Source organism: Pseudomonas sp. B21-015 (assembly GCF_024749285.1).
GTDB lineage: Bacteria > Pseudomonadota > Gammaproteobacteria > Pseudomonadales > Pseudomonadaceae > Aquipseudomonas.
Genome location: NZ_CP087196.1, coordinates 340,535 through 360,078, shown reverse-complemented (window position 1 = coordinate 360,078; position 19,544 = coordinate 340,535). Strand labels below are relative to the sequence as shown.

General features: G+C 61.2%; 18 protein-coding genes, 1 other RNA gene and 3 pseudogenes. 10 read left to right on the top strand and 12 right to left on the bottom strand.

Annotated elements, in window-relative coordinates; genetic code table 11:
- Nucleotides 1-30: 30 nt before the first annotated feature.
- Nucleotides 31-1,170: pseudogene (locus tag LOY38_RS01595) on the top strand (DegT/DnrJ/EryC1/StrS family aminotransferase).
- 98 nt (nucleotides 1,171-1,268) lie between these two features.
- Here LOY38_RS01595 and gcvH read toward each other — a convergent pair.
- The 10 genes and pseudogenes from gcvH to LOY38_RS01545 all read right to left on the bottom strand — a co-directional run bounded on the left by gcvH (nucleotide 1,269) and on the right by LOY38_RS01545 (nucleotide 10,574).
- Nucleotides 1,269-1,652 carry a glycine cleavage system protein GcvH gene (gene gcvH / locus LOY38_RS01590; RefSeq protein WP_258698574.1) on the bottom strand — a complete coding sequence of 128 codons (384 nt, stop codon included), beginning with the start codon at nucleotides 1,650-1,652 and terminating at the stop codon, nucleotides 1,269-1,271.
- A gap of 50 nt (nucleotides 1,653-1,702) precedes the next feature.
- Nucleotides 1,703-2,785 carry a glycine cleavage system aminomethyltransferase GcvT gene (gcvT, locus tag LOY38_RS01585; RefSeq protein ID WP_258698573.1) on the bottom strand — a complete coding sequence of 361 codons (1,083 nt, stop codon included), beginning with the start codon at nucleotides 2,783-2,785 and terminating at the stop codon, nucleotides 1,703-1,705.
- 156 nt (nucleotides 2,786-2,941) lie between these two features.
- A complete protein-coding gene (locus LOY38_RS01580) occupies nucleotides 2,942-4,558 on the bottom strand; it encodes an iron ABC transporter permease (RefSeq protein ID WP_258698572.1) in 1,617 nt (538 codons plus the stop codon).
- A gap of 140 nt (nucleotides 4,559-4,698) precedes the next feature.
- Nucleotides 4,699-5,703, bottom strand: a complete 1,005-nt coding sequence (locus LOY38_RS01575; RefSeq protein WP_258698571.1) for an extracellular solute-binding protein — start codon at nucleotides 5,701-5,703, stop codon at nucleotides 4,699-4,701.
- Between the two features lie 247 nt (nucleotides 5,704-5,950).
- Nucleotides 5,951-6,043, bottom strand: a pseudogene (locus LOY38_RS30230) (hypothetical protein); the annotation flags it as partial.
- A 97-nt stretch (nucleotides 6,044-6,140) separates the two neighbouring features.
- Nucleotides 6,141-7,358, bottom strand: coding sequence for a 2-octaprenyl-3-methyl-6-methoxy-1,4-benzoquinol hydroxylase (locus LOY38_RS01565; protein ID WP_258700641.1), 1,218 nt, complete (start codon nucleotides 7,356-7,358; stop codon nucleotides 6,141-6,143).
- Between the two features lie 9 nt (nucleotides 7,359-7,367).
- Nucleotides 7,368-7,457: pseudogene (locus tag LOY38_RS01560) on the bottom strand (tetrameric acyl-CoA thioesterase); the annotation flags it as partial.
- Nucleotides 7,458-7,473: 16 nt separating this feature from the next.
- A complete protein-coding gene (gene ubiH / locus LOY38_RS01555; RefSeq protein ID WP_258698569.1) occupies nucleotides 7,474-8,661 on the bottom strand; it encodes a 2-octaprenyl-6-methoxyphenyl hydroxylase in 1,188 nt (395 codons plus the stop codon).
- On the bottom strand, nucleotides 8,658-9,992 hold the full coding sequence (gene pepP / locus LOY38_RS01550) for a Xaa-Pro aminopeptidase (RefSeq protein ID WP_258698568.1): 1,335 nt from the start codon (nucleotides 9,990-9,992) through the stop codon (nucleotides 8,658-8,660). The genes ubiH and pepP overlap by 4 nt, the downstream gene beginning before the upstream one ends.
- 27 nt (nucleotides 9,993-10,019) lie before the next feature.
- Complete coding sequence (locus LOY38_RS01545) at nucleotides 10,020-10,574, bottom strand: YecA family protein (RefSeq protein WP_258698567.1); 555 nt, start codon at nucleotides 10,572-10,574, stop codon at nucleotides 10,020-10,022.
- 123 nt (nucleotides 10,575-10,697) lie between these two features.
- Here LOY38_RS01545 and LOY38_RS01540 point away from each other — a divergent pair, with 123 nt between their 5' ends.
- The 4 genes from LOY38_RS01540 to LOY38_RS01525 all read left to right on the top strand — a co-directional run bounded on the left by LOY38_RS01540 (nucleotide 10,698) and on the right by LOY38_RS01525 (nucleotide 12,121).
- Nucleotides 10,698-10,907 carry a TIGR02449 family protein gene (locus tag LOY38_RS01540; RefSeq protein WP_007982902.1) on the top strand — a complete coding sequence of 70 codons (210 nt, stop codon included), beginning with the start codon at nucleotides 10,698-10,700 and terminating at the stop codon, nucleotides 10,905-10,907.
- The gene (locus LOY38_RS01535) at nucleotides 10,904-11,221 is read left to right on the top strand and encodes a cell division protein ZapA (RefSeq protein ID WP_258698566.1); all 318 of its coding nucleotides are present in this window, start codon (nucleotides 10,904-10,906) and stop codon (nucleotides 11,219-11,221) included. The genes LOY38_RS01540 and LOY38_RS01535 overlap by 4 nt, the downstream gene beginning before the upstream one ends.
- Before the next feature lie 30 nt (nucleotides 11,222-11,251).
- Nucleotides 11,252-11,430: non-coding RNA, 6S RNA (gene ssrS, locus LOY38_RS01530), on the top strand.
- 85 nt (nucleotides 11,431-11,515) lie between these two features.
- Nucleotides 11,516-12,121, top strand: a complete 606-nt coding sequence (locus LOY38_RS01525) for a 5-formyltetrahydrofolate cyclo-ligase (protein WP_258698565.1) — start codon at nucleotides 11,516-11,518, stop codon at nucleotides 12,119-12,121.
- A 35-nt stretch (nucleotides 12,122-12,156) separates the two neighbouring features.
- Here the strand turns inward: LOY38_RS01525 and LOY38_RS01520 are convergent, their stop codons facing one another.
- A complete protein-coding gene (locus LOY38_RS01520; protein ID WP_007899400.1) occupies nucleotides 12,157-12,306 on the bottom strand; it encodes a hypothetical protein in 150 nt (49 codons plus the stop codon).
- A 194-nt stretch (nucleotides 12,307-12,500) separates the two neighbouring features.
- On the opposite strand from LOY38_RS01520, the gene LOY38_RS01515 reads away from it, so the two are divergent.
- The 4 genes from LOY38_RS01515 to LOY38_RS01500 all read left to right on the top strand — a co-directional run bounded on the left by LOY38_RS01515 (nucleotide 12,501) and on the right by LOY38_RS01500 (nucleotide 17,883).
- Nucleotides 12,501-12,950, top strand: coding sequence for an EVE domain-containing protein (locus tag LOY38_RS01515; protein WP_258698564.1), 450 nt, complete (start codon nucleotides 12,501-12,503; stop codon nucleotides 12,948-12,950).
- A 129-nt stretch (nucleotides 12,951-13,079) separates the two neighbouring features.
- Nucleotides 13,080-14,045 (top strand): HlyD family secretion protein, encoded by a 966-nt coding sequence (locus LOY38_RS01510; RefSeq protein WP_258698563.1) that lies wholly within the window; start codon nucleotides 13,080-13,082, stop codon nucleotides 14,043-14,045.
- Nucleotides 14,042-16,765: a ribosome-associated ATPase/putative transporter RbbA gene (gene rbbA / locus LOY38_RS01505; protein WP_258698562.1), complete on the top strand. Its 2,724-nt coding sequence runs from the start codon at nucleotides 14,042-14,044 to the stop codon at nucleotides 16,763-16,765. Before LOY38_RS01510 ends, rbbA begins: the two co-directional genes overlap by 4 nt.
- Entirely contained in the window at nucleotides 16,765-17,883 is a 1,119-nt protein-coding gene (locus LOY38_RS01500; RefSeq protein WP_258698561.1) for an ABC transporter permease, read from the top strand. The genes rbbA and LOY38_RS01500 overlap by 1 nt, the downstream gene beginning before the upstream one ends.
- A gap of 101 nt (nucleotides 17,884-17,984) precedes the next feature.
- Here the strand turns inward: LOY38_RS01500 and LOY38_RS01495 are convergent, their stop codons facing one another.
- Entirely contained in the window at nucleotides 17,985-18,392 is a 408-nt protein-coding gene (locus tag LOY38_RS01495; protein WP_258698560.1) for a flagellar basal body-associated protein FliL, read from the bottom strand.
- 150 nt (nucleotides 18,393-18,542) lie between these two features.
- Between LOY38_RS01495 and LOY38_RS01490 the strand changes: the two genes are divergently transcribed.
- Nucleotides 18,543-19,520, top strand: a complete 978-nt coding sequence (locus tag LOY38_RS01490; protein ID WP_007899393.1) for an NADPH:quinone oxidoreductase family protein — start codon at nucleotides 18,543-18,545, stop codon at nucleotides 19,518-19,520.
- The last annotated feature ends 24 nt before the right edge of the window (nucleotides 19,521-19,544 follow it).

Genomic DNA, 19,544 nt, shown 5'->3' with positions numbered 1-19,544 from the left:
CAAACGTTCGCTGATCGGGTATCTGCATTTATGAGCCAACTGTCTTTCCTGCCCTTCTCCAAACCCACCATCGATGAAGCCACGATTGCCGCTGTCGGCGATGTGCTGCGCTCGGGCTGGATTACCAGCGGCCCCAAGGTGCAGGCTTTTGAAGCGCAACTCTCGGAATATTTTGGCGGGCGCCCGGTGCGTACGTTCAATTCCGGCACCTGTACCATGGAGATCGCGTTGCGTATTGCCGGAGTCGGGCCGGGCGATGAAGTGATCACCACGCCGATTTCCTGGGTGGCCACCGCCAACGTGATTCTGGAAGTTGGCGCTACGCCCGTGTTTGCCGACATCGACCCGGTCACCCGCAATATCGACCTGGCTCAGCTTGAAGCGGCGATTACCCCGCGCACCAAAGCCATCATCCCGGTGTTTCTCGCGGGACTGCCCGTGGACATGACGCGCCTTTACGCGCTGGCAAAAAAGCACGGTTTGCGAGTAGTGGAAGACGCGGCCCAAGCATTGGGTTCGAGCTGGAACGGGCAGCGAATCGGTGCGACTGGCGATTTCGTGTCCTTCAGTTTCCAGGCGAACAAGAACGTCACCTGCTAAGAGGGCGGTTGCCTGGTGCTGAACAATGCCGAGGAAGTGCGGTTGACGGAAAAGTACCGCTTGCAGGGCGTCACCCGCAGCGGGTTCGATGGGCTGGACGTTGATGTGCTGGGCGGCAAGTTCAACATGACCGATGTCGCGGCAGCCATTGGCCTGGGGCAGTTTGCCCACATCGAGGCGATCACCGCTCATCGTCGTGAGCTGGCCAAACATTATTTCGCCTGCTTTGGCGAGGACTTCGAAGCGCAATACGGGGCTCAACTGCCCCCTGCGGACTTCGAGAACAGCAATTGGCATTTGTTCCAGCTGGTGCTCCCGGAACGCCAGGATGGCAAACCGGCAAGGGCCACGTTCATGGAGCAGATGCAGGCACTGGGGGTTGGTATCGGCTATCACTACCCGCCGATCCACCTGCTGAGTCTTTACCGCGAACGCGGGTTCAAGGAAGGCATGTTCCCGGTAGCCGAACGGGTCGGACGACTGATCGTCTCGCTACCGATGTTCACGACCATGGATAAAGCGGATGTCGAGCGTTCGGTGGCAGCGGTGAAAGCCGTTCTAAAGCCGTAGAACCTGTGGGAGCGAGCCTGCTCGCGAAGTGGGCGTGTCAGTTGGCATAAATGTTTGCTGACACACCGCTTTCGCGAGCAGGCTCGCTCCCACATGAATTACTCGCCGATAGCGGCCTTGTAGGCCACCGGGTCGAGCAGGTTGTTCAGCTCAGAGGTATCGCTTGGCTCCAGTTTGAAGAACCAGCTGTCATAGGGCGCGCTGTTGACCAGTTCCGGGCTGTTGGCCAGCTCTTCATTAACGGCAATGACTGTGCCGGAGACTGGCGAGTAGATATCCGACGCGGCCTTGACCGACTCGACGACACCCGCAGCCTCACCGGCAGCGAACACTTTGCCGATTTCCGGTAGCTCAACGAACACTACATCACCCAAGGCTTCCTGAGCATGGTCTGAAATACCCACTTTCACGCCGCCATCATGGTCTAGACGGGCCCATTCGTGACTTTCGGCAAAACGCAGGTCGACAGGGATTTCGCTCATGTTCTGTGTCCTCAAGAAAAATGTCAGCGGTCATTGCCCGCCAAAAAAAGTTAGATCAAGGTTTTGCCGTGGCGTACGAAGGTCGGTTTGACCACTCGGACCGGGTACCACTTGCCACGGATTTCCACTTCAGCGCGGTCGGCGGTGGCCACCGGCACGCGCGCCAGTGCAATCGACTTGCTAAGCGTAGGAGAGAAACTACCACTGGTGATCTCCCCTTCGCCAACATCGGCGATGCGAACCACCTGATGAGCACGCAAAACCCCACGTTCCTCAAGGACCAGACCGACCAGTTTGTGCTGCACGCCACTGGCCTGTTCGGCTTCCAGAGCAGTACGACCGATGAACTGGCGCGTGGCCGGTTCCCAGGCAATGCTCCAGGCCATGTTGGAGGCCAGCGGTGAAACCTCTTGATGAATGTCCTGACCGTAGAGGTTCATGCCGGCTTCGACCCGCAAGGTGTCCCGCGCGCCGAGGCCGATCGGGGAAATACCCGCGCCCACCAGATCGTTGAAGAACCCCGGCGCCTGATCGGCCGGCAGCACGATTTCCAGACCATCCTCACCGGTGTAACCGGTGCGCGCAATGAACCAGTCACCGTCGGTCTGCCCCTCGAAATATTTGAGTTGCTGGATCAACGTGCTACGGGACTGCGTCACCAGTTCGGCAATCTTGTGCCGGGCGTGAGGCCCTTGAATGGCCAGCATCGCCAACTCGGAGCGCTCGTTGAGCTGCACATCGAAGTCGCCGAGATGAGCCTGCATCCAGGCCAGGTCCTGGTTGCGGGTGGAGGCGTTGACCACCAGCCGATAGCCGTCATCGAGACGATAGACGATCATGTCGTCGACGATACCGCCGTGCTCGTTGAGCATGGCGCTGTACAAGGCACGGCCGGGGCTGTGCAGGCGTTCGACGTCATTGGCCAGCAAATATTGCAGCCAGGCCTTGGCCTGGGGGCCGTCGACATCGATCACGGTCATGTGGGATACATCGAATACCCCGCAATCGCGGCGCACCTGATGGTGTTCCTCGACCTGCGAGCCGTAATGCAGAGGCATATCCCAACCGCCAAAATCGACCATCTTCGCGCCGAGGGCGAGATGAAGGTCATACAGAGGCGTGCGCTGTCCCATGGGTTTCTCCTTCCGGGCGTGGCGAAGGTGCGGACAGACGCTGTACGGGGTGAAACGCCTTGAAATAAAGGCTTTCAGCCGATCTCAGCGAACCGGTCTCAAAGACGGACCGCACCGAATGCCGCGCATTGTAGCCGCATGGTGTAGGACTGACACCTACGTGTTTCGATGCGCCGAACGTCGGATCAATCCGATGACCGGTAACAGCCCGACCAACACCAGGGTCAGTGCCGGCAACGAGGCCCTGGCCCACTCGCCTTCGCTGGTCATTTCAAAGATCCGCACCGCCAGCGTGTCCCAGCCAAACGGGCGCATCAGCAGGGTTGCGGGCATTTCCTTGAGCACATCGACGAACACCAGCAACGCCGCGCTCAACGTGCCCGGCAGCAGCAGCGGCAGATACACTTTGAAAAACAGTCGTGGCCCACTGACGCCAAGGCTACGTGCTGCTTCGGGCAAAGAGGGTCGTATTCGCGCCAGGCTGCTTTCCAGCGGGCCATAAGCCACGGCGATGAATCGCACCAGATAGGCCAGCAACAACGCCGACAGGCTGCCCAGCAGCAACGGCTTGCCCGCGCCGCCAAGCCAGCCCGACAACGGAACCACCAGTTCGCGATCCAGGTAACTGAACGCCAGCATGATCGATACCGCCAGCACCGAGCCCGGCAAGGCATAGCCAAGGTTGGCCAGGCTGATGCCGGAACGGATCGCCCGGGTCGGCGCCAATCGACGGGCAAAGGCCAGCACCAGTGCGACACTGACGGTGATCAGCGCCGCCACGCCGCCCAGGTAAAGGGTATGGACGATCAATCCGGCATAACGCTCATCCAGATCGAAGCGCCCGCGTTGCCAGAACCACACCACCAGTTGCAGCACGGGAATGACGAAGGCGCAGGCGAACACCAGACCACACCAGCTCATGGCCGCCAGTGCCTTGACTCCGCGCAGGTGATACAACGCCTTGACCCGCGGCCGCTCGTTACTCGCCCGATTGGCCCCACGGGCGCGGCGCTCGCCATACAGCACGACCATCACCACCAACAGCAACAGACTGGCCAGTTGCGCGGCGGTGGAGAGACTGAAAAATCCGTACCAGGTCTTGTAGATGGCGGTGGTGAACGTATCGAAGTTGAACACCGACACCGCACCGAAATCCGCCAGGGTTTCCATCAGCGCCAACGCCACCCCCGCGCCGATGGCCGGACGTGCCATCGGCAACGCAACTCGCCAGAACGCCTGCCACGGGGATTGCCCAAGGACTCGCGCCGCTTCCATCAACCCCTTGCCCTGGGCCAGAAACGCGGTGCGCGCCAACAGGTAAACATAGGGATAGAAGACCAGCACCAGCACCAGAACCACGCCGCCGGTGGAGCGCACTCGCGGCAGCCTCAAACCACTGCCGAACCATTCGCGCAGCAGGGTTTGCACCGGGCCGGCGAAATCCAGCAGGCCGACGAAGACGAAGGCCAGCACGTAAGCAGGAATCGCGAATGGCAGCATCAACGCCCAGTCCAGCCACCGCCGCCCCGGGAACTCACAGAGGCTAGTGAGCCAGGCCAGGCTGACGCCCAGCAGTGTTACACCGAAGCCAACGCCGAGTACCAAAGTGAGGGTATTGCCCAGCAGTCGCGGCATTTGGGTGTCCCACAGGTGGGACCAGATCTGCTGATCGATGGTTTGCCAGGAGAGAAGCAGGACGCTCAGGGGCAGCAGGACCAGCGCAGCGATGGCGAAGACCAGGGGATACCAGCGGCGTTGGGCGGGGTGGGCCAAGGAAAAGCTCTCGGGTAAATCAACGAAGTGTAGGGAATATGCAAAAAGATCGCAGCCCGCGGCAGCTCCTACCGGGCGTACATCATCCCAATATAGGAGCTGCCGAAGGCTGCGATCTTTTGATCTTTAAAACAACAGACTCAGTTCCAGCCGACCCGATCCATCATCCGAATCGCTTCAGCCTGGCGCTTGCCGGCGATTTCCACCGGCAAGGTGTCGGCCACGAACTTGCCCCAACTCGCGACTTCCGCTGAAGGCTGAACGGCAGGGTTGGCCGGGAACTCCTGGTTCACGTCAGCGAAAATCTTTTGCGCTTCAGGCGTGGTCATCCACTCCACCAAAGCCTTGGCGGCTTCCGGGTGCGGCGCGTGCTTGGTCAGGCCAATGCCCGACAGGTTCACGTGTACGCCCCGGTCGCCCTGATTCGGCCAGAACAGCTTCACCGGCAGGTCTGGCTTCTGTTTGTGCAGGCGGCCGTAGTAGTAAGTGTTGACGATGCCGACGTCGCACTGACCGGCGTTGATCGCTTCCAGTACCGCGATGTCGTCGGAGAACACGTCGGTGGACAGGTTGTTGACCCAGCCCTTGAGGATTTTCTCGGTTTTCTCGGCGCCATGGACTTCGATCATGGTGGCGGTCAGGGACTGGTTGTAGACCTTCTTCGCCGTGCGCAGGCACAGGCGGCCTTCCCACTGTTTGTCGGCCAGCGCTTCGTAGGTGGTCAGCTCACCGGGTTTTACCCGGCCGGTGGAGTAGGCGATGGTCCGCGCCCGCAGGCTCAGACCGGTCCAGGCATGGGAAGAAGCGCGGTATTGCAGCGGGATGTTGGCGTCGATCACCGTGGACGTGAACGGCTGGAGAATGCCCATCTGCTCGGCCTGCCAGAGGTTGCCGGCATCGACGGTCAGCAGCAGGTCGGCGGTGGCGTTTTCGCCCTCGGCCTTGATCCGCTGCATCAGCGGCGCTTCCTTGTCGGTGATGAACTTCACCTGCACGCCGGTCTTTTGGGTGTAGGCATCGAAGACCGGTTTGATCAGTTCATCGATACGCGAGGAGTAAACCACCACCTCGTCGGCGGCCTGGGCGGCGGCGCTGCCAATCAGGGTCAGGGCCAGTGCGGTCAGTAGACGCTTGGGTGCCAACATGGAGGCGGTCTCTCGAAAGGGGAAGTGATGCCAAATGATAAGGACTCACATTTCGCTTCTCAATCGAACAGTGGGTGGAGGCGTTACCAGATGTTGCACAGCTAGGGATATGAGGTGTCTGATCTGCCGCCATCGCGGGCAAGCCCGCTCCCACAGGTATTCAGGTGTTAATGCATTATGTGTGAGCCCTGAAGATCCTGTGGGAGCGGGCTTGCCCGCGATGGCGCCAGTTACCGCAGCGAAGATCTCAAGCCTTGGCAAGCGCCGGCAAATCCCCGATCAACCCAAGCGCTTCGCGCACGAACAACGCCTTGGCCTCGGGCATCTGATCGACCATCTCCCACAGGTATTCAGGTGTTAATGCATTATGTGTGAGCCCTGAAGATCCTGTGGGAGCGGGCTTGCCCGCGATGGCGCCAGTTACCGCAGCGAAGATCTCAAGCCTTGGCAAGCGCCGGCAAATCCCCGATCAACCCAAGCGCTTCGCGCACGAACAATGCCTTGGCCTCGGGCATCTGATCGACCATCTTCAACCCGGCATTGCGCAACCAGCGCACCGGCAACGGATCGGCCTGGAACAAGCGCTCGAACCCTTCCATCGCCGCCATCAACGCCAGGTTGTGGGGCATGCGCCGACGCTCGTAGCGACTGAGCACTTTCACATCCGCCAACCGCTCACCGCGCGCGGCCGCTTGCAGCAGCACTTCGGCCAGCACCGCGGCATCGAGAAAGCCGAGGTTCACGCCCTGCCCGGCCAACGGATGGATGGTGTGGGCCGCGTCACCGATCAGCGCCAGGCCTTCGGCCACGTAACGCTTGGCATGACGCTGACGCAGCGGCACGCACAGGCGCGGGTCGACGCTGAGTACCGTGCCGAGGCAGCCTTCAAAGGCCCGCTCCAGCGCCTTGCAGAAGCCTTCGTCGTCCAGCGCCATCAGGCGTTCGGCTTCGCTCGGCGTGGTCGACCAGACGATCGAGCACCAATCCTGCTGGCCGTCCCGTTCCAGTGGCAGAAACGCCAGCGGGCCGTTGTCGGTGAAACGCTGCCAGGCGGTCATTTGATGAGGTTTGGAACTGCGCACACTGGTGACGATCGCGTGGTGCATGTAATCCCACTCGCGGGTCGCGACGCCGGTCAGGCGCCGCACCGCCGAGTTGGCGCCATCCGCCGCGATCACCAACGGCGCCCGCAAGGTACGGCCATCGGCCAGGGTCAGCAGCCAGTCGTCACCGGAGCGGCGCATCTGCTCCAGACGCGCATTGGCCAGCATCCCGAGATCGCAGTCGTGCAGTCGATCGAGCAAGGCGTCCTGAACCACGCGGTTCTCGACGATATGCCCGAGCACGTCGGCATGTACGCTGGTCGCCGAGAAATGGATCTGCCCGGTGCCGCTGCCGTCCCAGACGTGCATGTCGGTGTAGGGGCTGCTGCGTCGATTGGCGATGCCGTCCCAGACGCCCAGGCGTTCGAGTATGCGTTGGCTGGCCGCCGACAGGGCGCTTACACGCGGTTCGAACGGCGCTTGCCCATCGAAGGGTTTGACGCTCAGGGGGCTACCGTCCAGCAGCAGGACTTCGAGCCCACTGTTCTGTAACGCCAGCGCCAGGGCACTGCCGACCATTCCGGCCCCGACAATCAGCAGATCTGCGCGCATTTCCATGCTTTAGGCCTGTCTCGCTTGCGGCTTGAGCCGCACGTAAAGGGTTTTCTCGACGCACGCCACCAAGGTGCCTGCGCTGTCGTGAATATCGACTGGGTTCGCCAGCCACTCAAACATCGGGACGCGTACCCAGGCCCATGGCCTGCCGGGCGAACCAGCGCTTGGCCGGCGGCAGCAGATCGAGGCCGAGCAGGCCGATGTTGCGGCCCAGGGAAACCAGCGGCTGGGTACTGCCGAACAACCGGGTGACCTGATCGGAGAAACCCACGGTCAGGTTCTGGTCCAGACGCTGGCGCTCACGGTAGGCCTGCAAGGTGGCGAAGTCGCCGGGCGCTGTCTCGCTGCCCAACAAGGTGTCGGCCAAGGCCTGGGCATCGCGCAGGGACAGGTTGAAGCCTTGTCCGGCAATCGGATGCAGGCTGTGAGCGGCGTTGCCGAGGATCGCCAGATGCGGGCGGACTTGTTCCTCGGCTTCGATCAGCGACAGCGGATACAAATTCCGTGCACCGACCTGTTTCAGGGTGCCCAGGCGATAACCGAAGACGCCCTGCAACTCGCTGAGAAAGCTGCGCTCATCGAGGGCCGCCAGCCGTTGCGCGTCCATGCCCAGACGGGTCCAGACCAAGGCGCAGCGATTGTCCGGCAGCGGCAGCAAGGCCATCGGGCCATCGTCGGTAAAACGCTCGAAGGCCATGCCGTTGTGGGCTTCGCTCGGGGTGATGTTGGCGATCAGCGCGCTCTGGTTGTAAGGGCGTTTTTTGATACCGATCCCCAGTTGTTCACGCAGCCCCGAACGCCCGCCATCGGCCAGCACCGCGAGGTCGCACTCCAGCAGGGTTTCATCGTTGAGGGTCAGGCGATAGCCATCGGTCAGCGGTTCCATGCCGGTGACTTCCGCCGGGCAACGCCAACTGATTACGTCCTTGTCCAGACCTTGCCAGAGGCATTGGCCGAGCCAGGCGTTTTCCACCACATAACCCAGCGCCGGAACGCCCTCTTCCATTGCCGACAGCCGCGCGGTGGAGAAACGCCCACGGTCGGAGACATGAATCTGTTTGATCGGCTCGGCGCGGCGGGAGATTTCCTGCCACACACCCAACCGTTGATAAATCTGCCGGGCGCCAAAGGACAGCGCCGAAGAACGGGCGTCATAGCTTGGCTGGTACGTATCGCCGGGGGCAAACGGTTCGATCAGCACGATCTTCCAGCCACGGGCCTTGGCCCCGGCCTGCAACGCCAACGCCAGACTGGCGCCAACCAGGCCACCGCCGATGATTGCCAGATTGACTCGATTCATGCCGCTTGTGTCCGTGCAGCGGCCATCAAGGCCTCGATCTCGGCGACCGTTTTCGGCACGCCGTCAGTCAGGATTTCACAACCGGTTTTGGTGACCACCACGTCGTCCTCGATACGCACGCCAATGCCGCGCCATTTCTTCGCCACGTTCTGGTTGTCCGCAGCAATGTAGATGCCCGGCTCCACCGTCAGCGCCATGCCGACTTCCAACACGCGCCATTCACCGCCGACCTTGTACTCGCCAACGTCATGCACATCCATGCCCAGCCAGTGGCCGGCGCGGTGCATGTAAAACGCCTTGTAGGCTTCGCTGGCGATCAGTTCGTCGACATCGCCCTGCAACAGGCCCAATTTCACCAACCCGGCGGTAATCACCCGGACCGTGGCTTCGTGCGCCTGATTCCAGTGTTTGTTCGGCGCGATTTCGGCAAACGCCGCTTCCTGGGAAGCCAGCACCAACTCGTAGATCGCCTTCTGCTCCGGTGAATACTTGCCGTTGACCGGCCAGGTGCGGGTGATATCGCTGGCGTAGCAGTCGATCTCGCAACCGGCGTCGATCAGCACCAGATCGCCGTCCTTGAGCACCGCGTCATTCTGCTGGTAATGCAGGATGCAGCTGTTGCGCCCAGCGGCGACGATCGAACCGTAGGCCGGCATCTTCGCCCCACCCTTGCGGAATTCGTAATCCAACTCGGCTTCGAGGCTGAATTCATGCAAACCGGCGCGGCTGGCCTGCATCGCACGAATATGGGCTTGAGCGGAAATCCGCGCGGCTTCGCGCATCACCTTCACTTCTGCCGCCGATTTATACAGGCGCATGTCATGAAGCAGATGATCCAGGGCAACGAACTCGTTCGGCGGCTGGGCGCCGAGGTTCGCCTTGGAGCGGATCACGTTGATCCAGTCCATAAGGTGTCGATCGAACTCCGGGTTGCTGCCCATGGCCGTATACACCCGGTCACGGCCTTCGATCAGGCCCGGCAGGATGTCGTCGATGTCGGAGATCGGGAAAGCGTCGTCAGCGCCGAAATCGCGGATCGCGCCTTCCTGACCGGCGCGCAAACCGTCCCACAATTCACGCTCGGGATTACGCTCACGGCAAAACAGCACGTATTGGCCATGTTCGCGACCCGGCATTAGCACGATAACGGCCTGAGGCTCGGGAAACCCGCTGAGGTACTGGAAGTCGCTGTCCTGACGGTAGACGTGCTCGACGTCGCGGTTGCGGATGGCAACCGCGGCAGCGGGCAGAATGGCGATGCTGTTGGGTTCCATCTGCGCCATCAGGGCCTTGCGGCGACGGCTGTATTCCGATTTCGGGATATGAATCATGGGCAGATGGCTTTCCCTTGCACGCGATTAATGCAACGACGGTTTGGCAGCCGCTTCGTCGGTTTTCTTGGTTTCGGTGAACAGCAACAGCGGCGCGACGCGCAGGTATTCCATGACTTCCATGTAGTCGCTTTCGCCGTCGTCGGACTCTTCCAGGGCGTCTTGCACCTGGGCGATGGCGGCCAGATCCTGCAGCACTTCGGTGGCTTCAGTGCTCAGGGCATATTCGCGACGGGTCAGCCCGAAGCCGGTGAGGAAGCCCTGGCACCACTGGCCCAGCGCGGCCGCACGCTCGGTGAGCGGCGCGTCGTCGGTCGGCAGCAGCAGAACCACGGTCATGTCGTCGCTGGTCAGCTCGCCCTTGACCATCTCTTGCAGGCCGATCAAGGCGTTGCGAACGTTGTCTTGCGGCTCGCCTTCGAGCAGCTCGGTGGCGTCGGCCAGCCAGCTGTCGGCATCGAAACCGGCACCGGCGCAACTGCGGCCGAGCAACAGGCCGTGCAGTTCGGCAGGCGAGACGGGATGGCCGCTGGTGCTCAGCAGGGTGGCAAAGGCTTGGTACGGAGAATTCTGAATGGGCATGGGCAGCTAGGCGCCAGACGGCGCTATGTCTAGAATGAAGGCCTTGTATCCTACATCGACAGACTCGCCAAGACTATTAAAGGCTGTCCGCCCGCTACCATCCATCAGACCCCAGTGGACCCAATGGAAGACACCGACCTGCAAGCGCTGATGGCCAGACTTGAACTGCTAATTACTCGAGTCGAGCAACTAAAGAGTCAGAATGGACTCCTATTAGCTCAGGAAAAGACCTGGCGCGAGGAACGCGCGCACCTCATTGAAAAAAATGAAATCGCCCGGCGTAAGGTCGAATCGATGATTTCGCGCCTCAAGGCCCTGGAGCAAGACTCATGAGTTCAAGCAATAGCGTTACCGTGCAGATCCTCGACAAAGAATATTCGATCATCTGCCCCCAGGAAGAGCGCAGCAACCTGATCAGCGCCGCCCGTTACCTGGACGGCAAGATGCGCGAAATCCGCAGCAGCGGCAAAGTCATCGGCGCCGACCGCATCGCGGTGATGGCCGCGCTGAACATTACGCACGATCTCCTGCACAAGGAAGAACGCCCGGATGTGCAGGCCAGCAGCTCGACCCGAGAGCAGGTTCGCGACCTGCTGGACCGCGTCGATCTGGTGCTGTCGACCGATCCGGATGTCACCAAGGGCTGAAACGCGAGACCGCTTGGGGTATACTCGCATCACTCCCTGGGGTGCTTGCCAGTTGACGACGTCCCTGAGCCGATTCGCACTACCCTGGAGGTTGCACGTTGGGCTGGTGTGCATGTCCGCTAGACGGAAAGCCTTAAAGCCTACTGCATCTTCCACCTTGAACTTTCGGGTTCAAGGGCTAAGTCGACAGCGGTTCATCCGGGGAGCCTGATTTCAGTCCGATGCCGGTTTTCATACCGGCATCGGCTTTTTTACGGGTACGCTTTAGTACTCGCACATCCGAAGCCCGAATCCATGACCGAACCTGCGCTGCTGCCCCGCCCGCAACTTCGACGCATGCTGCGCAAGGCCCGCCGCGCACTGACTCCCAATCAGCAGCGCCAGGCCGCTCGCGGGCTGTATAAGCAATTGGCCCAGCACCCGCTGTTCCGCCGCGCCAAACACATATCTCTGTACCTGCCCACCGACGGTGAAATCGATCCGCGCCTGCTGATGCGTGCCGCGCAACGTCGGGGCAAGGCGACGTACCTGCCGGTGCTCAGTGCCTGGCCGCGAACCAAAATGGTGTTCCAGCGGATTCGTCCCGGCGAAAAGCTCAAACCCAACCGCTTCCGTATCCCCGAACCACGGCACAACATCGCCCGACAACGCAAGGTCTGGGCGCTGGATCTGGTGTTGTTGCCGCTGGTGGGGTTTGACGATGTCGGCGGGCGCCTGGGAATGGGCGGTGGTTTCTACGATCGGAGCCTGGCGTACCTGGCGCGCCGTAAAAATTGGCGCAAGCCGACGCTATTGGGCCTGGCCCATGAATGTCAGAAGGTTCAACGATTGGCTCAGGCGAGCTGGGATGTGCCGCTGCAGGGAACGGTCACGGACAAGGCGTGGTATCTCGCGGGCTAGACGCCACTGAAATCAGCGGTGTCCAAAAGACCAGTTCAGCGCTTGAAGGCCGACGGCTGTTGCTGCGCGATCTCGACGGGAGCATCGGTCTTGTTGGCCCACAGGCTTTGGGCATAGCCGGTGGTCACGACGCCCAAACCGAACAAAATAACCAATATCCATAGTAAATCCGGTTTGCGTTTCATCGATTGCCCCCCAAAGGCATATCAACACGATGACAGCAGCGGTTTCCGTTGTAGGCCGTGCAGCAGCGTCAAGCTTAGAAGGCCGGCATTTTGCGACAACGTGAACCCACACGCAAACGCTGGCGTCAACCGACTGTCGGTTTGTCATAAAATTGCCCGACAAGTTTGCCACTACCTCGCAAGGAGCAAAAAACATGGCCTATTGGCTGATGAAATCCGAGCCGGACGAGTTCTCTATCCAAGATCTGGAGAAGCTTGGCCGAGCGCGCTGGGACGGGGTTCGTAACTATCAGGCGCGGAATTTTCTGCGAACCATGGCGGTGGGGGATGAGTTCTTTTTCTACCATTCCAGCTGCCCTGAGCCAGGGATTGCCGGGATCGGCAAGATTGTCGAGGCGGCGTACCCGGACCCGACGGCACTGGAGCCGGAGAGTCATTACTTCGACCCGAAAGCCACCCAGGAGAAAAACGCCTGGAGTGCGATCGATGTTGCTCACGTCAAAACGTTTCCCAACGTTCTGAAGCTGGACTATCTGAAGCAGCAAGCGGCGCTGGCGCAGATGCCACTGGTACAGAAAGGTTCGCGACTGTCGGTGATGCCGGTGACGGCCGAGCAATGGGCAGCGGTGCTTGGTCTGCGCTAAATAAAGCAGAACCGCCCGTCACTCTGGTTTACCTTACCGATCGGTCAGGTTTGGCCCTCAGTTGACTGACATCAAGTCGCCCAGGCGCTTGCCTGTCAGACTACGACGCTACAGACGCAGGATGCAGACATGTCGACGCACAGCCGTTCCTCGCTTTTTTTCGCTTTTCTACTGGGGGCTTTGCTACTGGCCGCTGGGGGATTTGGTTATTGGAAGTCGACGCTTAACCGGCTGCCTGCAGGGCTGTATGTCGGCAATGGCCGGCTTGAAGCCACTGAAGTGCAGATCGCCAGCAAGACACCCGGCCGGCTGGCTGAAGTACTGGTGGACGAAGGCGACAAGGTGACCAAAGGCCAACTGCTGGCCCGCATGGACACCCGAACCCTTGAAGCTCAACGCCGTCAGGCTGAAGCCGAAGTGATACGCGCCCGGGAAAACCTCTCTGCCGCCCAGGCCAATGTGCAACTGCGCCAGAGCGAGCAGCTGCTTGCCCATCAAGAGCTCAAACGCTCCCAGGAATTGTTTAAGCGCGGGTTCGCCAGTGGCCAGATCATCGACCAACAGCAGTCGCGCTTCGACACCGGTAACGCGGCCGTCACCGCGGCCCGCGCTCAGGTGTCCGCCGTTGGCGCAGCCATTGGCGCGGCTCAGGCACAAGTCGCTCAGTTAACCAGCGAAATTGACGACAGCAGCTTACGGGCCCCCATCGACGGAGTGATTCAGCTTCGCATGGCCGAACCCGGTGAAGTGCTCGGCGCCGGTGGGCGGGTACTGCTGCTGATCGACCCGAACGACCAGTACATGAACCTCTATCTAGCGGCATCCGTGGCCGGACGCCTGGCGGTCGGCGATGATGCGCGGATTCTGCTGGACGCCCTGCCCGGCCAGCCGTTGCCGGCGAAAATCAGTTTCGTGGCGGCCAAATCGCAGTTCACGCCCAAAGAAGTCGAAACCCGCGACGAGCGTCAGAAACTGGTGTTTCGGGTCAAGCTACGCCTGACCCAACCCAGCGCCGTGCCCCAGGCCAAACCGGGGATGCCCGGTAGTGGCTACGTGCGCACCGCTCCCATTGACTGGCCGGCCAATCTTCAATGACCGGCCTGGCACTGAACGCCACGCGCCTTCAGCACCGTTATGGCCAACAGCAGGCGCTGACCGACATCACGTTCAGCCTGCCCGCCGGTATCCGATGCGGGTTGATTGGTCCGGATGGCGCCGGTAAATCCAGCCTGCTGGGATTGATCGCCGGCGTGAAGACGTTACAAGACGGCCAACTGGAAGTGCTCGGTGGCTCGATCCAGGACCGGCGCCACCGCAACAGCCTCTACTCGCGAATCGCGTTCATGCCTCAAGGTTTGGGCGGCAACCTGTACCCTGATCTCTCGATCCGCGAGAACATTCACTTCTTCGCCACACTGTTCGGGCTGTCCGGGGCCGAATGCGATCAGCGCATGCATAGCCTGCTGCTGGCCACTGATCTACTACGCTTTGCCGAGCGCCCGGCCGGCAAGCTATCGGGCGGAATGAAACAGAAGCTCGGCCTCTGTTGTGCGCTGATCCATGAACCGGACCTGTTGATCCTCGATGAACCGACCACTGGCGTCGATCCCTTGTCCCGGCGGCGCTTCTGGGAGTTGATTGATGACGTTCGGTGCCAACGCCCGCAACTGACGCTACTGGTCGCTACCGCGTATATGGAAGAGGCCGAGCAGTTCGAACACTGCCTGATGCTCGATGGCGGCAAACTGATCGCCGCCGGTTTGAGCCGCGACTTGGGAGCGGCTACCCCCAGCGGCAAGCTCGATGAGGCCTTCACCCATTTTCAGGGCGTCACTGGCCATGACAACCAGCCGCTGGCAATCCCTCCTCGAACCAATGCCACTGCCGACATCGCCATCCAAGCCCATGACCTGACCCTGCGCTTCGGCGATTTCACGGCTGTGGACAAGGTCAGCTTCGCCATCGGCCGCGGCGAGATCTTCGGGTTTCTGGGCTCCAACGGCTGCGGCAAAACCACCACCATGAAAGTGCTCACCGGGCTGATTCCTGCCAGCGAAGGCAGCGCCACGCTGCTGGGCAATCCGGTGAACGCCAAGGATCTGGCCACCCGCAAACGCGTCGGCTTCATGTCCCAGAGCTTCTCGCTGTATGGCGAACTCAGCGTGCGGCAGAACCTGGACTTGCACGCGCGGATGTTCGATTTGCCCAAGGCCGACAGCGCGCAGCGCATCGACGAGCTGATCCAGCGCTTCAACCTGGGCAGCGTCGCTCATCAATCATCCGGTGCACTGCCGCTTGGCCTGCGCCAACGGTTATCCCTGGCGGTGGCGGTACTGCATCGCCCGGAAGTGCTGATCCTCGACGAACCGACCTCCGGCGTCGACCCGGCGGCCCGGGACGATTTCTGGCGACTGCTGATCGAACTGTCCCGCGAACAGGGCGTGACGATTTTCCTGTCCACCCATTTCATGAACGAAGCCCAGCGCTGCGACCGCATTTCACTGATGCATGCCGGCAAGGTACTGGCCTGCGACACCCCGGTAGCCCTGCAACAGCAGTTCAACGGCCAGACACTGGAGGCCGCATTTGTCACCTGCCTGGAACAGGCCCAGGGCCCGAACGCAACGGCGGCGCCACCAGCATCCATCGACGCGACAATCGCACCGACCACACCGATGAAAGATCACGGCTTCAGTTTTGGACGGCTGCGGGCACTGGCGAGTCGTGAAGGCAAGGAACTGCTGCGCGATAAAGTGCGCATGGCCTTCGCCCTGCTCGGGGCGATGCTCATGATGGTGATCTTCGGCTACGGCATTTCCCTGGATGTGGAAAAACTCGCCTTCGCGGTCTACGACCAGGACCAGACTCCGCAAAGCCGGGCTTATCTGGAGGCCTTCCGCGGCTCCCGCTACTTCGATGAGCAACCCCCCATAAGCGATGCGACGCAGTTGCATCGACGGCTGCAGCGCTCGGAAATCAAACTGGCGCTGGAGATCCCGCCAGGGTTCGGCCGAGACCTGTTCGCCGGTCGCCAACCCGCTGTGGCGGCCTGGCTCGATGGCGGCATGCCGTTTCGCGCCGAAACCAGCCGCAACTATGTGGAAGCGGTACACCTGGCCAATCTGGAGCAATTGGCCGAGCAGTCCAGCCCAGCGCCAAACCGGCAAGCAGCGGCCGAACTGGAAACCCGCTTCCGCTACAACCAGGACGTCATCAGCGTCAACGCCATCGGTCCCGGGGTGATGGCACTGATCCTGGCGTTCATCCCGGCCATGCTGACTGCGCTGGGCATCGTGCGGGAGAAAGAATTGGGCTCGATCACCAACTTCTACGCCACACCGCTGACCCGCCTGGAGTTCCTGCTAGGCAAACAAGCGCCGTATCTGGCCGTCAGCCTGATCAACCTCGCCGTCCTGACGGCCATGAACCGCTGGCTGTTCGGCGTGCCCTTCAAGGGCAGCGCACTGACCCTGGCCTTCGGCGGGCTGCTCTACGTGCTGGCGACCACCAGCATGGGTCTGTTGATTTCGGCGTTCACCCGAACCCAGATCGCCGCCATCCTCGGCACCATGATCATCACCAGTCTGCCGACCATTCAGTTTTCCGGTTTGATCGTGCCGCGCTCGTCCCTTGATGGCGCGGCCGCCGTCATGGGGATGTTGTTTCCGGCGGGCTACTTCCTCGACATCGCCGTCGGCACCTTTACCAAGGCGCTGGATATCCGACAGTTATGGCCGCAATGCCTGGCACTGTTCGGGTTCTTTCTCGGGTTCACCGGGCTTAGCCTGGCCATGCTGAAAAAGCAGGAGGTCTGATGCATAAGCTTGCGCATATCCTGCGTCTTGGTCTCAAGGAACTCACAAGCCTGCGACACGACAGTGTGTTGCTGCTGTTCCTGTTCTACGCCTTCACAGTGGCGATCTACATGCCGGCCGCGGGCTCCGTGATCGGCGTGCACAATGCCAGCGTGGCCATGGTCGATGAAGATCACAGCCACCTGTCACGACAATTGGCCCAAGCCCTGCAACCCCCGGAATTCCAGCCGCCGGTGTCGCTGCCCTATGGGCAAATGGACGAAGTGCTCGACAGCGGGCGATACACCTTCGTGATCAATGTTCCGGCCAATTTCCAGACGGATCTGTTGGCCGGCCGCCAGCCGGCGTTGCAGGTCAACGTCGACGCCACCGCCATGAGCCAGGCGTTCATGGGCGCGGGCTACATCGGACGGATTTTCCAGCGTGAGCTGCTGACTTACAGTGGCCAGGCCGATGCGGCGAGCACGACACCCGTGCGGCTGACGACGCGAGCACTGTTCAATACCAACCTGGAGGGTGGCTGGTTCCTGGCGGTGATTCAGATCGTCAACAACATCACCATCCTCGCCATCATCCTGACCGGCACAGCGCTGCTGCGTGAGCGCGAACACGGCACTCTCAACCATTTGCTGGTGCTGCCACTGACGGCGCTGGAGATCATGCTGGCAAAAATCTGGAGCAACATGCTGGTGGTGGTGCTGTGCACCTGGATCTCGTTGGAGGTGATTGTCAAAGGCGCCCTCGGCGTGCCGCTGGCCGGCTCCATGACTTTGTTCTTACTGGTGACGGCGGTTTATCTGTTCGCCAGCACAGCGCTGGGGATATTTCTCGCGACCCTCGCCCGCTCGACACCGCAGTTCGGCCTGTTGGCGATTCCGGTGATTATCCCGATGTTGCTGCTTTCTGGCGGCAGTACACCGCTCGACAGCATGCCGCAATGGTTGCAATGGGTGATGCAAGGCTCGCCATCGACGCACTTCGTCAGCCTCAGCGCCGCGATACTGTTTCGCGATGCCGGCATCAGCGTGGTCTGGCCGGACTTGCTGGCGTTGAGCGCCATTGGCCTGCTGTTTTTTACCATTGCGCTGATGCGGTTTCGCAGGAGCCTGACGTCCTGACGGACCGGTCGTCCCCCCACAGGATTTGCGCAGTTCCTGTGGGAGCGGCGGTGCGGCGATCCGACTTGCCCGCGATGAGGCCAGCCCAGACAACAAAAGTCTTACTGGATAATGAGGTTGTTGAACAACAAATCCTCAACCACCGGCTTACCGGTTTCATCGCTCATCACTTGCTGGGTCTGCTTCAAGGCTTCCTGACGCAGCTTTTCCTTGGCTTCGACATTGTTCATGGTTTCGGTGGTCTGCTGCGTAAACAACGCCACCAGCTGATTACGGATCAATGGCTCGTTGGCCTTCACCGCTTTGGTCGCCTCTTCGCCGGTCACCCGCAATGCCACATCGGCCTTGTAGACCTTGAGCTTCTGCGTGCCGTCCAGCCCATAGTTGCCCACGAACGGCGGGCTCAGGGTGATGTAGTTGACCTTCGGGGCTTCACCTTCTTTGGCTTCTTCGGCCATCGCTGCCACAGGCAGAGACAGGGCCAGCATCAACATGATCCACGCTTTCACAATTCGCTCCTTATCCGGTTTGCGGCCTAGCATAACGACCCGCCGCTCAAGCACAAGCTTATGGCTGACTATCAGGGTCGGGCATGCTCGTTGACCCGTTGACTCACACACCTACACTTATCGGCCATCACTCCCAAAGGAATAGCCCTGATGAAAGCCGTGCTGTGCAAAGCCTTCGGCCCTGCCGAATCGCTGGTGCTGGAAGACGTCGCCAGTCCTGTCGCGAAGAAGAACGAAATCCTGCTGGACGTGCACGCCGCCGGGGTGAACTTCCCGGACACGCTGATCATCGAGGGCAAATACCAGTTCAAACCGCCCTTCCCGTTTTCACCGGGTGGCGAAGCGGCCGGCGTGGTCAGCGCGGTGGGCGAAAAGGTCAGCCACCTCAAGGTCGGTGACCGGGTCATGGCCCTGACAGGATGGGGCAGTTTCGCCGAGCAGGTCGCGGTGCCGGGCTACAACGTGCTGCCGATCCCGCCATCGATGGACTTCAACACCGCCGCCGCATTCAGCATGACCTACGGCACTTCGATGCACGCCCTCAAGCAACGGGGCAACCTGCAACCTGGCGAAACCTTGCTGGTGCTCGGCGCTTCCGGCGGTGTCGGCCTCGCCGCCGTGGAAATCGGCAAAGCCATGGGTGCCCGGGTGATCGCCGCCGCCAGCAGCGCGGAAAAACTCGCGGTGGCCAAGGCCGCCGGTGCCGATGAGTTGATCAACTACAGCGAAACCAGCCTCAAGGACGAGATCAAACGCCTGACCGACGGCCAGGGTGCCGACGTGATTTACGATCCGGTGGGCGGCGACCTGTTCGACCAGGCCATCCGCGCCATCGCCTGGAACGGCCGCCTGCTGGTGGTCGGTTTCGCCAGCGGACGCATTCCGGAATTGCCAGTGAACCTGGCGCTGCTCAAGGGCGCAGCGGTGGTCGGCGTGTTCTGGGGCTCCTTCGCCCAACGCCAGCCCCAGGACAACGCGGCGAACTTCCAGCAGTTGTTTGGCTGGTTTGCCGAAGGCAAGTTGAAGCCGCTGGTGTCGCAGGTGTATCCGCTGAGCAATGCGGCGCAGGCGATCAATGATCTTGGTCAGCGCAAGGCGGTCGGGAAAGTGGTGGTGCAGGTTCGCTGATTGTTTACCTGACCGAGTCGCAGC

Coding starts and splice junctions, on each gene's coding strand:
- rbbA (WP_258698562.1), top strand. CDS start 14,042: ATGACCGGCCTGGCACTGAACGCCACGCGCCTTCAGCACCGTTATGGC.
- LOY38_RS01520 (WP_007899400.1), bottom strand. CDS start 12,306: ATGAAACGCAAACCGGATTTACTATGGATATTGGTTATTTTGTTCGGT.
- LOY38_RS01515 (WP_258698564.1), top strand. CDS start 12,501: ATGGCCTATTGGCTGATGAAATCCGAGCCGGACGAGTTCTCTATCCAA.
- pepP (WP_258698568.1), bottom strand. CDS start 9,992: ATGATTCATATCCCGAAATCGGAATACAGCCGTCGCCGCAAGGCCCTG.
- gcvH (WP_258698574.1), bottom strand. CDS start 1,652: ATGAGCGAAATCCCTGTCGACCTGCGTTTTGCCGAAAGTCACGAATGG.
- gcvT (WP_258698573.1), bottom strand. CDS start 2,785: ATGGGACAGCGCACGCCTCTGTATGACCTTCATCTCGCCCTCGGCGCG.
- ubiH (WP_258698569.1), bottom strand. CDS start 8,661: ATGAATCGAGTCAATCTGGCAATCATCGGCGGTGGCCTGGTTGGCGCC.
- LOY38_RS01535 (WP_258698566.1), top strand. CDS start 10,904: ATGAGTTCAAGCAATAGCGTTACCGTGCAGATCCTCGACAAAGAATAT.
- LOY38_RS01490 (WP_007899393.1), top strand. CDS start 18,543: ATGAAAGCCGTGCTGTGCAAAGCCTTCGGCCCTGCCGAATCGCTGGTG.
- LOY38_RS01540 (WP_007982902.1), top strand. CDS start 10,698: ATGGAAGACACCGACCTGCAAGCGCTGATGGCCAGACTTGAACTGCTA.
- LOY38_RS01510 (WP_258698563.1), top strand. CDS start 13,080: ATGTCGACGCACAGCCGTTCCTCGCTTTTTTTCGCTTTTCTACTGGGG.
- LOY38_RS01545 (WP_258698567.1), bottom strand. CDS start 10,574: ATGCCCATTCAGAATTCTCCGTACCAAGCCTTTGCCACCCTGCTGAGC.
- LOY38_RS01565 (WP_258700641.1), bottom strand. CDS start 7,358: ATGCGCGCAGATCTGCTGATTGTCGGGGCCGGAATGGTCGGCAGTGCC.
- LOY38_RS01500 (WP_258698561.1), top strand. CDS start 16,765: ATGCATAAGCTTGCGCATATCCTGCGTCTTGGTCTCAAGGAACTCACA.
- LOY38_RS01575 (WP_258698571.1), bottom strand. CDS start 5,703: ATGTTGGCACCCAAGCGTCTACTGACCGCACTGGCCCTGACCCTGATT.
- LOY38_RS01525 (WP_258698565.1), top strand. CDS start 11,516: ATGACCGAACCTGCGCTGCTGCCCCGCCCGCAACTTCGACGCATGCTG.